The 15,117-nt window shown below is 63.5% G+C and carries 11 protein-coding genes; 4 read left to right on the plus strand and 7 right to left on the minus strand.

The window, feature by feature from the left end; genetic code table 11:
• Positions 1–258: 258 nt before the first annotated feature.
• Both QFZ27_RS30030 and QFZ27_RS30035 read right to left on the minus strand, forming a co-directional pair.
• Positions 259–1,329 (minus strand): NAD-dependent epimerase/dehydratase family protein, encoded by a 1,071-nt coding sequence (locus tag QFZ27_RS30030; protein WP_429230125.1) that lies wholly within the window; start codon positions 1,327–1,329, stop codon positions 259–261.
• Positions 1,330–1,722: 393 nt separating this feature from the next.
• Positions 1,723–2,841, minus strand: a complete 1,119-nt coding sequence (locus tag QFZ27_RS30035; protein WP_429230126.1) for a LysM peptidoglycan-binding domain-containing protein — start codon at positions 2,839–2,841, stop codon at positions 1,723–1,725.
• A gap of 630 nt (positions 2,842–3,471) precedes the next feature.
• On the opposite strand from QFZ27_RS30035, the gene QFZ27_RS30040 reads away from it, so the two are divergent.
• The 3 genes from QFZ27_RS30040 (at position 3,472) to QFZ27_RS30050 (ending at position 8,680) form a co-directional block, all read left to right on the plus strand.
• Complete coding sequence (locus QFZ27_RS30040) at positions 3,472–5,466, plus strand: calcium-binding protein (protein WP_429230127.1); 1,995 nt, start codon at positions 3,472–3,474, stop codon at positions 5,464–5,466.
• A gap of 357 nt (positions 5,467–5,823) precedes the next feature.
• A complete protein-coding gene (locus QFZ27_RS30045) occupies positions 5,824–7,218 on the plus strand; it encodes a PleD family two-component system response regulator (RefSeq protein ID WP_429230128.1) in 1,395 nt (464 codons plus the stop codon).
• A 271-nt stretch (positions 7,219–7,489) separates the two neighbouring features.
• Positions 7,490–8,680 (plus strand): fatty acid desaturase family protein, encoded by a 1,191-nt coding sequence (locus QFZ27_RS30050; RefSeq protein ID WP_429230129.1) that lies wholly within the window; start codon positions 7,490–7,492, stop codon positions 8,678–8,680.
• A 12-nt stretch (positions 8,681–8,692) separates the two neighbouring features.
• On the opposite strand, the gene QFZ27_RS30055 is transcribed toward QFZ27_RS30050, so the two are convergent.
• The 3 genes from QFZ27_RS30055 to QFZ27_RS30065 form a co-directional block, all read right to left on the minus strand.
• Complete coding sequence (locus QFZ27_RS30055) at positions 8,693–10,078, minus strand: sensor histidine kinase (protein ID WP_429230130.1); 1,386 nt, start codon at positions 10,076–10,078, stop codon at positions 8,693–8,695.
• Complete coding sequence (locus QFZ27_RS30060; RefSeq protein ID WP_429230131.1) at positions 10,075–11,271, minus strand: FIST signal transduction protein; 1,197 nt, start codon at positions 11,269–11,271, stop codon at positions 10,075–10,077. The genes QFZ27_RS30055 and QFZ27_RS30060 overlap by 4 nt, the downstream gene beginning before the upstream one ends.
• 80 nt (positions 11,272–11,351) lie before the next feature.
• Positions 11,352–12,101, minus strand: a complete 750-nt coding sequence (locus tag QFZ27_RS30065) for an EAL domain-containing protein (protein ID WP_429230132.1) — start codon at positions 12,099–12,101, stop codon at positions 11,352–11,354.
• Between the two features lie 555 nt (positions 12,102–12,656).
• Here QFZ27_RS30065 and QFZ27_RS30070 point away from each other — a divergent pair.
• The gene (locus QFZ27_RS30070; RefSeq protein WP_429230133.1) at positions 12,657–14,081 is read left to right on the plus strand and encodes a TolC family outer membrane protein; all 1,425 of its coding nucleotides are present in this window, start codon (positions 12,657–12,659) and stop codon (positions 14,079–14,081) included.
• On the opposite strand, the gene QFZ27_RS30075 is transcribed toward QFZ27_RS30070, so the two are convergent.
• On the minus strand, positions 14,033–14,689 hold the full coding sequence (locus QFZ27_RS30075; RefSeq protein ID WP_429230134.1) for a tetratricopeptide repeat protein: 657 nt from the start codon (positions 14,687–14,689) through the stop codon (positions 14,033–14,035). The genes QFZ27_RS30070 and QFZ27_RS30075 overlap by 49 nt on opposite strands.
• Positions 14,580–14,906 (minus strand): tetratricopeptide repeat protein, encoded by a 327-nt coding sequence (locus QFZ27_RS30080; RefSeq protein ID WP_429230135.1) that lies wholly within the window; start codon positions 14,904–14,906, stop codon positions 14,580–14,582. The genes QFZ27_RS30075 and QFZ27_RS30080 overlap by 110 nt, the downstream gene beginning before the upstream one ends.
• Positions 14,907–15,117: the final 211 nt, after the last annotated feature.

Consider the following 15,117-nt stretch of genomic DNA (forward strand, 5'->3'; position numbering starts at 1 on the left):
GCAGAACTACCCAACAATAAAACCTGCTTTTAAACTTGATGAGCCAACCGCAATACCGATGGAGGATACCATTTTTTCACCACAAATGTTCGCAGCGTAGGAGTCTATTAGAACTCTGCACCTGCTCCCATTCGGGAATAGGTTCAGCCCATACCTCCAAGGTTGCAACCGGATCAATCATGCGGTTGATGACGGCTGCCGAGTGGAGCCAATGCCGAGCCTCCGGCCAGCAAGGCCCTCACTCGGCGCGCAGCATCATCACTCGGCCGCGTACGCAGCCAGTGCCTGCGTGTCCGCTCGGGCCACATGGCGGAGATCACCATTCAGGATCCCTTCAGCCATGAGCTTGCGGATGTGGCTGATCCGCTGATAACGGGGTCCTTCGAATTCCTCGTGCGTCAGGCGTGAGCAGCGATAGGCCGCGTAGAGCTGCTCAGCCCCTTTGCGCACATCCCACTGCGGCTTGAACTCGGGCAGAATCCGGGCGATCTTCTCGAAGCTCACCCGGTAGGACCGCTTGTCGGGTCCTGCGTCCGCCGCGATCTCCAGGCGGCAGCCGGGAACGACCTCCGACACGATCTCGGCTATGTCCCGGATGCGATAGTTGTGTTCCGTCCGACCGACGTTGAAGGCCTGATTGTACACCGCCTCGACCGGCGCGTGCAGACCGGCCAGGAAGGCTCGCGCGATGTCCTGGATATGAACGATCGGCCGCCAAGGCGTGCCATCGGATTTCAGGTAGATCAAACCCTTGGTCACGGCCCAGGCGACGAGGTTGTTCAGGACGATATCGAAGCGGACGCGCGGGGAGAGACCATAGGCCGTAGCAGGCCGGAAATAGGTCGGGCAGAAGCAATCATCGGCCAGGAGGGAGATGTCGCGCTCCGCCCACACCTTCGATTGCCCATAGGGCGTCACCGGGTTGAGCGACCCGGTTTCGTCGATCATCTCATCGCCAGCCAGGCCGTAGTTGCTGCAGGACGATGCGAACAGGAAGCGCTTGACCCCGGCCGACTTCGCCATTTTGGCCAGATGCACGCTGCCGCGATGATTGATGCTGTAAGTGACGTCCGGATTGATGTCGCTCAGCGGATCGTTCGACAGTCCGGCCAGATGAACCACCGCTTCGAAGCCTTCGAGGTCGCTCGGCGTGACGTCTCGGATGTCCTTGCGGATGTTTGCGATGTCAGCGATATCGCCTCCGGCAGCATAGGTGCACCGCTCGTAGAGATCGCTGTCGCATCCGGTCACATCGTGACCCGCCCGGAGCATCATCGGAACCATTACCGCGCCGATGTAACCCCGGTGACCAGTAACCAGAACTCTCACGGTGTTCCCCCTGATTTGCGGAGACGAACGGGCGCTCCCGATCCCTTGGGCCCGACGCTGGTTGCCAGCCCGAGTTAGAGGCTATGTCATCGGCTCATCCACTTCCGAGAGATCCGATCGGAGGGAGCATCGCGGCAATCGTCCGTCTTCGCCGTCATCGGATTGAGCCACCCTATTCCACGGACATCCGGGGGCACCGCATAATTGGTGAGACTTGCACCCGCTTTAAGTTGATCCTCATATCCGCCTGATCGGCGGGTGGCCTTGAGAATGGATCGCTAGAGGCCATGTCGCGGCGTAGGCTCTCACCATCGTGCCTGCAGCCGCATGGCATTCGGCACCCGTCGCGACTGTTCGCCGTGGGCGCCAATCAAGAGCGGCAAACAGCGCGGCTCAGGTCCGGGGAGCTGGGACAGTAAGGATCTGGCCTGGATAGATCAGGTCCGGATCGTGAATCTGAGCGCGATTGGCCAGATAGATGATGGTGTAGTGAGTGCCTCGTCCATACGCGCTGTGCGCGATCCGCCACAAGCTGTTGCCCGGCTGGACGACAACCCTACCGTCGTCCAGGGCAATGTCGGCGGGAGTTGCACGCTGAAACGGCGTCTCGGTCCGGTCGGTCACGCGCCCTTCTGCGTCCAGTTGGTCGGCTCGCAGACGATACGTGCCTGGGGCGATCGGGCGGCCTGCCGGAATGCGGAACATGCCCGTTGCCTCGATCGGGCCTTCTCCGATTGGAAGGTTGTCGAGATAGAGCCGGACGAAGGCGCCGGCAGCCCCATGCCCGCTGATGATCACCGCCCCATCTTCGCCGTAGTCGATGACGTCGATGGACAGGCCGGGTAGCCCCGAGGCGGCTTCGTCCGGTGCCTGCAGGATGGTGGACGCGCCGCCGTTCTTCGGGATCAGGAACACCAGCGGCTTGCCGTCGCTCTGGCCCAGGCCGACCCCGCCGGCAGCAGTGCCGTCGCGGGAGGGCACGACGACGAGCGCGATGTCGTCGGATGTCGCCGTATCGCCATCACGGGTTGCGCTCAGCGAAAGCTGATGATCGCCCGGTGCGATCGGCGCCTCCGAGACGAAAACCCAATCGCCCTTGGCATCGGCATCGACCGAACCGATCGCCGCCCCGCCATCAAACAAAGTGATCCGGGCTCCGGCAGGCCCCCGGCCTGCAATGACTTGGTATCCATCTGGATTGACACGGATCGCGTCGAAGCGCAGCTGAGCCTCACGGTCGGCGTCTATGCCCAGCCGGGCTTCGTCGCCGCCCCCGGAAGGGGCGAGCCCCCCTTCCGCCAAGTTGGGCGAAGCCATTGGACGATCGGCGCCAGGCGACAGCGCCGGCGATGCCGGCGTCAACTCGACCGGCTGTAACTCCGCCGGCTCTGTCGCGAGCCTGTATATGACGGTCGATGACGCCGGAAAAAGTGCGAGCGCCATGCCATAAATCAGAAATCCGTGTTTCACCTTCGGATCTGCCCAGATGAAGTGTCGGACCGGTCCTGCCATGCACGACCTGCGAATCTAGCCATCAAGAAATGCCAGATCGGCTCCATGCATCCACTTCCAGGCCACCGACTACTTTGGATTTCGGCACGAGATCGATTTCTGAACTAAGCATATAATGAGAAATTATGAAACACGAGTACCTCTTTTGCAGGCTCAATTCGCTTCGATCATAGCGAGCTCTGCGAGTAGGCGGTCAACGAGCCGCAGCGATCCTCATGCGAGCAGGGCCGGGCCACTTCCTCGCGAGCCAGTTGCGCCAGCCTGTCGCATGACAGAGGAGATGATGCTCAACAGGGGGCCAAGCCCCCAACAAACGTCTATTCCGACCTAAGCCTTCTGTCGATTCCGCATGGCTAGGCTAGCCGGCCCCTCCCCAATCGCAGCCCATGAACGGCATTTAGGATTATTTCTATATTCTTTCTTCCTATCCTTAGCCGCTGCCACCCAACCCTTGAGCGTCTTTCCACATCCTAAATGGCGAATGGATTACTTCCAGCTTTTTGAGGCTATATTGCCGAAGAATTTCAATACTTAGGTTTTCGCGCCTGATGGGAGCAGAAACAACTTAGAGACAGATCACCACCCTTCACCTTGCACCAAGGCATCTACCATTTATCTCACGAGGACACGATGGCAATCTTCCCGACGACGTACGACGACTTTATCACCGGCTCAGCTGGACCCAATCACATCGACGGATTGGCCGGCGACGACCATATCTCCGGCCTCGACGGAAATGACACTCTGATTGGTGGCGACGGCGACGACTTCCTGCTCGGTGATGGCGGCGACGATACCCTGTATGGCGGCAATGGCCGCGACTACTTCGACGGTGGGGACGGGAACGATACGGTCTCTGGCGGTATCGAGATCGACACGCTCAACGGCGGCAACGGCGACGACCAACTCGATGGCGGCAGTGGCGGCGATCGGGTGGACGGCGACGATGGCAATGATCTGCTTTATGGCCGATGGGGCTGGGACACGTTGAACGGCGGCGAAGGCGACGACCGGATCGAGGGCGGCGCCGAAGCCGACGCGCTTAGCGGCGACAACGGAAACGACATCCTTTATGGTGACGACGGTGACGATACCCTCTGGGGCCGCGATGGTCGCGATGCCCTGTTTGGCGGGACCGGCAGCGATCGTCTCAGCGGCGGCGCCGACGACGACGAAATGAAGGGCGGTGCCGGCGCCGACCACCTCTTTGGTGAGGAGGGCGATGATATCGTCAATGGCGACGACGACAACGACGAAGTCGACGGCGGCGACGGCAACGACACGCTCGATGGTGGCGCCGGCATCGATTGCCTCACCGGCGGCACGGGCGACGACCTCATCAGCGCCGGCACAGGAAATGACAATCTGAACGGCGGCGACGGCAACGACTGGCTTGCTGGTGGCGCCGGGGCCGACGTGATCTGTGGCGGAACTGGCATCGACACCGCGAGCTATGATGCCTCGGAGGACGGGGTAACGGTCGACCTGAGGTCCGGCGCCGGCGCGAGGGGCGATGCCCAGGGCGACAAGCTCGCCTCGGTGGAGAACCTCGTCGGCTCGAAGGGCTGGGACATCCTGATCGGCGACGGGAACGCCAACACCATCGATGGCGGCGCCGGCAACGATACGGTCAATGGCGCGGCGGGCGACGACACGATCACCGGCGGCGACCGCAATGACCAGATGAATGGCGGAGCCGGGGCCGACAAGATCGACGGCGGCGCCGGCATCGACATCGTGGGCTACAATGGCAGCGGATCCGGGGTCACGGTCAACCTGGCGACCAATGTCAACATAGGGGGCTATGCCGAGGGCGACACGCTGAGCGGCTTCGAGACCGTACATGGCAGCACCTTCGGCGACAGCCTGACCGGCGATGGTGCGAGCAACACGCTGCGGGGCTTCGACGGCGACGACGTGCTCGATGGCGGCTCCGGCTGGGATACTCTCGAGGGCGGCAATGGGGCCGATCGGCTGATCGGCGGCGCCGGCGGCGATATCCTGCGCGGCGGCGCCGGCCCCGACGACCTTACCGGCGGTGAGGGCATCGATATTGCCAGCTACTTCGACAGTCTGGTGGGCGTGACAATCAATCTTGAGACCGGGGTCAACACCGGCGGCACGGCCGAGGGCGACAAGATCGCCAACGACGTCGAAGTAATCAATGGCAGCACGCATGACGACGTCATGGTCGGCAATGCTCTGGCCAACGAGCTCGTCGGATTTGGCGGGGACGACGCACTCAGCGGCGGCGGCGGCAACGACGTGCTCCGGGGAAGCCAGGGTGCCGACACGCAGGATGGCGGCAGCGGCCGGGACTATTTCAGCTACACAGCCGTCTCCGACAGCACGGCTTCGGCCGCCGACACGATCCAGGATTTCCAGAGCGGCTTCGATCTGATCTCCGTGAGGACGATTGATGCCGACGGCAACTGGGGGAACGGCGACACGGCCTTCAGCTTCATCGGTACCAGTGCTTTCACTGGCACCGCCGGGCAGCTTCGGTACGAAATCACCGGCAGCACGACGACGGTCTCGGCCGATGTGAACGGCGACGGCACCGCCGACATGGTCATTCATCTCGATGGTGCGATCACGCTGCAGGCCTCAGACTTCGTTCTGTAATCCTTGCCGGCTCGGGCGCCTCGCGCGCCCGGGTCGCAATCTTCGTGGCGCCATGGGAGCTGGATCTGCAAGGCCGCGGCGGCCTTGTAGCCGCTGCAGGTCACCCCATATAATCATATGACAATTTGTCATATGATTATATGCGACCTACGCCAAATTCCCGCATCCAGACTGTAATGCCGAGCCGAAGAGCCTCGTAACGACATAGGGCCGCATCATCCTGGTTTATGTTTCCGGTCCGATGTGCTAGCTTTCCTTTAACCGTGACCCAGGCATCCCTACCGATCTCGCTCTGATCACAGAAATTTTTGAGTTCCAAAGGCTTTTGAATCGCTATTTCGACTTGAGATGAAGTGAATGACCGCTCAGGTACTGATCGTCGACGATATAGAAGCAAATGCTCACATACTGAGCGTTGTTGCTCAAGACCAGTATTACGCCGTATTGACAGCCTCGAACGGCGTCGAGGCGATCACCTTCGCACGGAATTGGCAGCCGGACGTCATCATTCTCGACGTGATGATGCCGGAGATGGATGGTTACGAGACCTGCCGGCGCCTGAAGGCGGACGAACGGACCATGCACATTCCGGTGGTCATGGTCACCGCACTTGATGGCACCGTCGAGAAACTGCGCGGACTCGAATGCGGTGCCGACGATTTCCTGACCCGGCCGATCGATACGGAGACCTTCCTCGCCAGGATCAAAGGTCTCGTCCGCCTCAAGCAGCTTTCCGATGAATGGAGGGCCCGGCACGCGACGACGCGGGCCCTGGGCCTTGCTCCCGAGCCGCTCGATCAGGTCGAGGTGAGCGGGACTCGCGCGCTGATCGTAGACGACTGGGATCTCGGCGCGGCAAGCGTCGAGACCGCTCTCGCAGAAGATGGTATTCAGGCCCTGCGCGCCTCCAATGAGGAGGAAGCGATCGCGATCAGCACCGGCCATGAGCTGAGCCTGATCGTCATCAACCTCTCGATGAGGGGTTTCGAGCCCCTGCGCCTCGCCTCGCGGCTTCGCGCCAAAGTGGCCAGCCGCGACATACCTCTTCTCCTGATCGCCGAGCCTGATCATCGGGACCTGGTCCTGCGCGGCTTCGATCTAGGCGTGAACGACTGGATCTCGCGGCCGTTCAACCCGAATGAGTTCAGGGTCCGGGCCTGCAATCAGATCCGGCGGAAACTCTATCAGGACCGGCTGCGAAGCGCGCTCGACGGAGCCCTCAAGATGGCGCTGACCGATCCGCTGACCGGCCTCTACAATCGTCGTTACTTCATGCGGCACCTCGAAGGCGTGCTGGCGGCGAAACAGATGGCCAACGTCGCCCTGCTGATGATCGACGTCGACAGCTTCAAGATCGTCAACGACCGGTTCGGCCATCAGGCCGGCGACACTGCGCTCGAGCTGCTAGGAGAGAGGCTTCGCCTCGATGTCCGGGCAGTGGATCTCGTGGCCCGGCTGGGGGGCGAGGAATTCGCCGTCGTCATGATCGGCGCCAGCGCCGATGAAGTCGCCGCCATAGCGGAGAGGGTCCGGGCCAAGCTGGCGGCGCAGGAATTCGCCCCGACCCATGAGAGCGCGTTTCCATTGACCGTCAGCATCGGCGCCGCGGTGGCCCAGGCCTGCGATGTCGACATGGATGAGCTGATGCGGACAGCCGACCGCGCGCTGTATCTCGCCAAGGCACGGGGCCGCAACCGGGTCGAGATCACCGTCCTGACAGGCCAGGACGGCCAGACCGCTTTGAGCTGCTGATTCGGGCACACCGGGCCGATGTCCGGCCTGCTTGCATCCATCTGCTCGGCCGCCTGACCGTTCCTTTCCGGACGCGGGCGCGGTCTTGATCCGAAGAATACATTGTAACCAGCGTCCGGGGCGCGCCATCTATTGACGGGGCGACGCTACTGCTTTCACGTCTCGCGAGCATAAGGCAGTCTTTTTAGGTAATTCCCATCCTTTGAGACGGCTTTCGCCGGACTCGATGCCATGACGAATTACCGCCGTGCCGATGCGGAAGGAGCGTTTGATGTCTGTATTCGTTGCCGAAATTGAACACGCGCGTGAGACAGCGCTCACCACGCGGCAAGACCCCCGCGCCGAGATGGCCGCGCGGCTGCCGGCCGCCATGCAGCCGTTCCTGTCCTGGCTGACCGCCCGGCCGGCGCCGGGGGAGGCCGAAGCCGCACACAGCCCGATGCATTTCGTGCATCAAGGTTGCCTCCTGGTTGCGGCGGGCCTGTCGTTCGGCGTGCTGTGGACCATCGTCCCACCGGTCCCGGGCGCCCTCCTGCTCTTTATCTCCTTGATTCTCACGACCTCCGGTCTCGGCGTGTTCCAGGTCGTGGTGTTCCATCATTGCGCCCATGGAACCGTCTTCCGCACCTGGGAGCGCAACCGGGCAGTGGGTCGGCTGATCTCATCCGTCTTTCTGTTCAAGCATTTCGATCACTATCGAAAGGAGCACATGCATCACCACAGCGCCCGCAAGCTGCTGACCGAGGAGGACGAGTTCGCCGACTTCGTCCTCGGCATGTGCCGTCTCGAGCCGGAGGTGCCGAAGCGCGAATTGTGGCGACGCGTGCTGGTCAATGTCGTCTTTTCGCCTGGCTTCCATATCCGGTTCCTGCTGCGGCGCATCCGGGCCGCCACGCGCTCGCACGACCCGAAGCACAACGCAATGGCAATGGCCGCCTTGGCGATCCCGGCGCTGGTTTCAGCCTTCACGGGCCACGCTCTCGCCTTTCTCGTTATCTGGCTCCTGCCGCTGACCCTGTTCCTGCAATGGGCGACGATCGGCCGGATCCTCTGTGAGCATCGCTTTCCCGAGTCGGCGCTGATCGCCGCACGAGGCAAGGAATTCATCTGCCTGGCGACCGCCGGGGTGTTTCCGGGCACCCCTCCGCCGCAGGAGTCGGCTTGGTCGCTGACGGGCCTGGCGGCCTGGAGCGGCTGGTGGCTGAACCTGCTTACGGTCCAGCTCCTGGTCCGCGTCATCGTCCTGGTTGGGGACGCGCCATGCCACGATTTCCACCACCGGCGCCCGTCGACCAAACAGTGGACCGACTACATTCACGCCCGGCAGAGGGATGTGGATGCCGGATGCCCCGGCTTTCCCCTGAACTACGGCGAGACCTGGGGGCTGTTCCGCGCCATCGACGAGAATCTCGCGACCCTGTCGGCCACACCCAAGGGCGTCGTACCGACATGGCCGCTCTAGCGGCGCGGACGCTTAGCGCTTCGTCTTCCGGCTGACCGGCTCTCCGGGGCTGCCCAGGGCTGCGGGAAACATGATGCGCACGGTCGTGCCGCGGCCCGGCTCGCTCGTGACCGTGAGGGCACCGCCATGGGCTTCGACGAGGCCTTTTGTGATCGGCAGCCCCAATCCGGTGCCCGCCGTTCTGCGGGTCAAGGCGTTCTCAAGCTGGCGGAACGGCTCCATCGCGATCGCGATCTCCTCCGGCCGCATTCCGATCCCGGTGTCCCTGACCAGGATGTGGATTGATCTGTCCGCCCTGACCTCGACATCGACGATGACCTGCCCCTCCTGCGGTGTGAACTTGACCGCATTGCCGATCAGGTTGTCGAGGATCTGGCGGAAGCGGACCGAATCGACCAGGAGGCCGAAGGCCGGATCGATTGGCGACATCGACAGCGTGACGCCCCGCTCCGCCGCCATGCCGTGCGCGGCCCGGACCGCAGCGCCCACCGCATGCTCCAGGCGAATCCATTCGGGTTGAATGGCCAGATGGCCTCGGGCGATGCCCGAATAGTCCAGGATGTCGTTGATGAGGCGCAGCAGGTGGCGGCCCGAACCGGCGATCTCGGTCGCATAGGCGACGGATCGTTCGGGGGTCAGTGCGGCGGGCCGCTTCGAGGACAGGATATCGGCCAGACCGATGATGGCGTTCAGCGGCGTCCGCAACTCGTGGCTCAGCGTTGCGAGGAAGGCGGCCTTCGCCTCATCGGCCTGCTCCGCAGCACGCATCGCTCGCCGCAACTCCTGCTCCGCCTGCTTGCGGGCCAGCACATCGATGTAGACGGAGAGGCCGCCCTCGATGAGTTCCTGGTCACCGGCTTCGAACGCCCGGCTGACATTCGCCTCGGACCGGTTGCCGATCATCAGCGCCTGGCCCGTCATGCGATCATACGCCCAGAGGACATAGGGCAGTTGCAGGATGCCCGTGAGCTCATAGGCCGGCGGCTCGATCCTGGACTGAGCGGTGGTGAAGAAGAAATCCGGAACGCTCGGCAGCGTGATCGGCGTGGTCGCCTTTTCGCGTAGTCCGATGGCATGCGTCACACGGAAGGCCCGGCTTCCGGGGGTTTCCTCGACCAGGAGCGCCGCGCGGTCGCACATCGCATTGTCGACGACGATCTCCAGAATCCGGTCGCCAAGGTCCTCCGGGCTGATCACCGTGTCGGCGAGGCGGTGGGCTTCACGGATCAGCTTGGCCAGGGTTCTGCTGCGCCGCGCCTCCCGGAAGGCCTGGCTCTGCTCCTCCTGCAGCCGCAGCAGGCGCGCGCCGAGATCGTTGCACTCGCGCTGGTAATAGGCAAGCTCCCGCTCCAACTGGCCAGGCGACACACCGACAGCCCTTCGCGAACTGTCGTTCATCGTGGCGAGAGCACGGTCAGCAGGCCGGTCCAGTCCAGGGGCCGACTGTAACCATCGAAGGGCGCGATCTCGACCCCGGAGTAGAAGCCGAGAAAGGGGATGGATGGGTCGAAGCCGTCCGCGACCAGCCGAGCCTCTTCGACCGCGGCACCGCTGCGGGCGCTGGCGCGACCCGCACAGTCGATATAGAGCGCCAGGAAGGGCTGCCTCCCCCGCTGTGCTTTGTTGAGCTTGCTGATGCCGTTTCGAACGCTGTCGAGCATCAGCGCGTTGTCGCGGGACATGATTTGAACCCGCGTGCCGAGATGGAAGTCCTTTTCAAACAGGGTGATAGAGCCGGTGGCTCGATTGGCGCGGAGGATCAGACGGTTGACGTAGCTGTTTTCATCATAGGCGGCGTAGGGATCCCCCTGCTTCTCTCCCAGGGTGGCGATCAGCGACAGGTCGTGCGACGAGGTGTTGCCCAGCGTCACGCCCAGCATCTGCTCGATCACCTCGAGCGCTGGCCGGCCGTCCAGCTCGAACACCTCCGCCCCCTCGATCCGAGTGATCTCCATGAAGGTGCTGACCGGTCGACAGCCGTGCAGGATGACGGTTTCGTCCTTCAGCGCGGGCGGAAAGACGAGCGCGACAGCCGCATGCTTGGCGACCGATGTGCCATCGAGCACCCAGGCATCGGACAGATTCATGTCGGTCAGGGTCCCACCGCCGATCAGGCGGATCCTATGACCGCCAAGGCCCGATTGCAGCCCGTCGACCAGATCGCTCGCCGGGTGCAGCCGAAGCGGCGATGGGCTGGCGACACTGTCATAGAACATCAAAACGACAGAGTCCGGCTCAGCAGTTTCGGCCAACATCCGTCCAAATGAGAGACCAGCGGCGTGCTCACCCTGCAGCAGATCACGGTTGACCACGATCTGCGGCAGGAAGTCGTCCTCTCCGAAGGCGACGAGACCGACCTCCAACCCACTATAGCCGAGGCCGTCTCGCCAGATCACGCCGGCCGCTGATCCGCCGACGATCGGGACCGCGTCGCCGAAGGTGGTCCTGAGCGCCTTGAGGATATCGGAGCCGTCGTGCTTTCCGCCGCAAAACACCAGCAACAGATGCGGGACGATATCCCCCAACACTGCACGGCACTGTTCGATCGCCGCTGCCGCCGAGACACTTCTGCCATGACCAATCGCGACCATTCTGACCCCCGGCATCGGGCGCCCGACGAGGCGCCTGCGGACCATCCATTCAGAGCCAGGACCGTCGCCGTGTCCATCGATCACTGCACCGGCACGCGCCAGAGATCCCTGCTTGGCGCGGCCGCCTTCTGTTCCGGCACCGCGACCAGAAATCCCTGCAGCCGTTCGCAGCCGAGATCCTGCAGGATCCGCAGCTGGGTTGCGTCCTCCACGCCCTCGGCCGTCACACTAATGTCCAGCTCCCTGGCAAGTTGAACAATTGCTCGGACGATGGCGATGGCGCGCGGGTTGGATGGAAGATCTGCCACCAGACACTGGTCGATCTTCAGCCCGTCAAATGGAAATCGGCGCAGACTGTCGAGCGAAGACCAACCGGTACCGAAGTCGTCGAGCACCAGTCGGATGCCTAGACTCTTCAACTGCTCGAACACTCCGCTGATCTCTTTTGACGCATCGAGCCGAACCGATTCCGTGACTTCGAGCTCCAGTCGCGCCGGAGGCAGCCGGGCGGCCGCAAGCACCGCCGCCACCATCGAGGGAAACGCGGCAGATCGGATATGCGCTGCGGAGATGTTGACTGAGACCTGCGCGCCCCATGGCCAGGACGCCGCCTGCCGACAGGCATCCTGGAGTGCCCATTCGCCGAAGTGAGTGATGAGGCCTGATGCCTCGGCAACCGGAATGAAGATGCTGGGCGCGACTTCGCCGTGGGTCGGATGGCGCCAGCGCATCAGCGCTTCGAAGCCCCACAAGTCGCCATCAGAGATAGCCACAATCGGTTGAAACACAAGAAAAAACTGCTTGGCCTGACGCGCGGTCAGGAGATCCAATTTTCCCGGCAACCCTTGTTTCCATCGTCGGCGAAAGCGAATAATGACTTACCTCCTAAGACCTGAGTAATCGCCAACAGGTTCCCGATTGCATCGAGGCGCATCCAGTTTCCAAGAGCAGCAGATAGGCATCAAGAACGATACAGGAATCGGGAAATTTTAGATTAAAAAGGACCTGTTTGAGAAGAAGCAATTTGGATGCCCAGCCCGCAACGCCTCCATCTTCGGCCGCAGTCAAAACGATCTGTCCGGTCAGCGAGCAAAGCGGCGGCAGAGCCCCGGATTCGAGAGCCCTGAACCGCCGCATAACTAAATATGCGGCGGTCTATTGATTTGCCACCGGTGAACGATTTCGAGCTCGCGCAGACCTCCGAATTGATAATGCGTCACTTGAGTAGCTGCGTATCTCTTTTGGAGCAATTGAAGTCACACCGAGATCAGGAAACCATTATCTCCGGGAGGCGCGTGTCTGTGGCATGCCGAAACCTCCTTCAATCCGGACGGCATCGACGCTTCGGCTGCCGATGTCGACCCAAGGATGCGGCAGCGTTGTCCATGACACACGGATTGTTCGGGTTTTCCACCTCGGTGTTGTCCGCCATGCTGATGCTGGGAGCCCTCCCGGCCTCGGCCCAGTCGATGACCGAGGCGCTGGCCTCGGCCTACGCCACCAACCCGGATCTGGCCGCCGATATCGCCAATCTGAAGGCGGTCAATGAAGGCATCGCCCAGGCCCTGTCCGGCTACCGGCCGCAGATCACCGCCAGCGCCAGCATCCAAAGCCAGTTCACCAACTCGCAGACTGACGGGCAGGCAGGCGGCAGCCCCATCACCAGCGGGGGCAGGGACAGCGAGTGGCACGAGGTCAACCCGGCCACGCTCGGCATCACTGTCACGCAGAACATCTACAATGGCGGCCAGACCCAGGCGTCAGTGAACCAGGCCGAGAACACGATCATGGCCACCCGCGCGGTCGTCCAGACCACCGAGCAGACGGTGCTGCTGGACGCGGCGACGGCCTATGCCGACGTGGTCCAGGCCCAGGCGGCGCTCGATGTGCAGCGCAACAACGAGGCGGTACTGCGCCGGCAGCTGCAGGCGACCCGGGACCGGTTCAATGTCGGCGAGGTGACCCGCACCGACGTCAGCCAAGCCGAGGCCAGCTTGGCCAGCGCCACCGCCGGCCGGATCGAGGCCGAGGGCACGCTGCGCGCCAGCCGTGCCACCTTCGAGCGCATCATCGGCCAGCCGCCGGGGACGCTGGAGACGCCAGCGGTGCCAGCCGGGCTGCCGGCGTCGATGCAGGACGCGATCCAGAAGGCCCAGGCGAACTATCCGGGCATTGTCGCAGCGGTGTTCACCGAGCGCGCCGCGGCCGACAACATCGACCTGCAGTTCGGCGCGTTGCTGCCGTCGATCGACGTGCAGGCGCGGATCCAGCGGCAGTATTCGACGGTCTCCCACCCGTCATCGAGCGGTGGGGCGCAGTCGCGTGTCGATTCGGCCGCGATCGTGGCCCAGCTGACCATCCCGCTGTATTCCCAGGGCAACCAGGAATCTCTGGTGCGCCAAGCCCGCTACACCCATGGCCAGCGGCGGATCCAGATCGAATCACAGCGCCGCACGGCGATCCAGAGTGCGGTCCAGTCCTGGCAAGCGCTGGTGACGGCGCGGGCGGCGATCAAGTCGTTCCAGGCCGCGGTCCGGGCCGAGGAGTTGGCAGTGGAAGGCCTTCAGCAGGAAGCACAGGTCGGGTCGCGCACCGTGCTCGACGTGCTTACCGAGCAGCAGAACCTGCTCGACGCCCAGCTCAGCCTGGTCCAGGCGCGGCGCAACGAGGTGGTCGCCGGCTATCAGCTGCGCAACGCGGTCGGCACCCTGACAGCGCAGGATATGGGTCTGCCGGTCAGAGTCTACGACCCCGAACCGGACTACCAGAATACCCGCGCCCGCTGGTGGGGGACGTCGATCGACGAGTAGCGCCCTTGCCGGCACGGGGTCACCGGCACCGGTTCTCGGCACACCCGCTCGCCTTCGGTCAGTCCCTGCTGGCCAGCGCCGTGGCCATGCGAAGGGCACTCAGCAATGCCGCCGAAGGCCGCCGCGTCACCGCCAGATCCTGGCTCCGCTGGAAGGCCGCGATGGTAGCCCGCGGGCTGTGCTGCCGACGCGGATGCCATGGCCACCTTGCCTGGACCAGGTGGCCGCAAGCCCACCATTTGTGCTGCTAGACTGTCGAGGATCGGGCCGGGGCGAGCGGCGGGCACGCTGGTCCGGTCAAGAACGAGAAGGCCGGCTTCGGTCGCCAGGCTGACAAATCCAATGCGAGGCGCACCGTCACCGGAGGCTAAGACCTGAAGTTTCGCCAACGCCGTCCTGGCCGGCTCGCTTCCAGCATCGGCCGCGACCCGATACCAGCCCGCGGCGGTCTGCGGATCCGGTGTCCCAAGCTCACCGCTCTCATAGAGTCTGGCCACGTTATAGGCGCCGCGTGGATTGCCGCCGATGCTGGCCCGCCGGAACCAAGTCAACGCTTCCGCCGGATCGCGCCACGCCCGAGCCGCTGAGAAAGGCGATCCCAAGAGCATTCAGCGCGCCGGCGTGTCCAGCCTCCGCTGCCTGGCGGAAGCGTGCCACCGCCGCTTCCGGATCGCGCGGCACGCCGAGGCCTCGTTCAAACAGCACGCCGAGATTGTAGGCGGCGCTGGCTACGCCTTGATCGGCGGCGCGACGATACCAATAGGCGGCACGCTCGAAATTCTGGGAGACTTCGATGCCGAGCGCAAAAAAAAGTGCCGAGATCATGCTCGGCGTTCGCCTGGCCAGCGATGGCTCCGCGCGCCAAGCCGCGAAGCTCGGCAGAGGCGTTGTTCGGCAGCGGCAACTGCACTGTCCAATCACCGGCGGGAGTGGAGAAAGCGCCGGGCTCCAGCGAAGACGCCGCAGCGGCCATCGGATGGGGCGCCAAAGCCGCCGGCGCGGCCCGCGGCCCCGCGGCTGCGGAGGCGGGCACTTG

It is taken from the genome of Inquilinus ginsengisoli, assembly GCF_050434925.1.
Lineage (GTDB): Bacteria > Pseudomonadota > Alphaproteobacteria > DSM-16000 > Inquilinaceae > Inquilinus > Inquilinus ginsengisoli_B.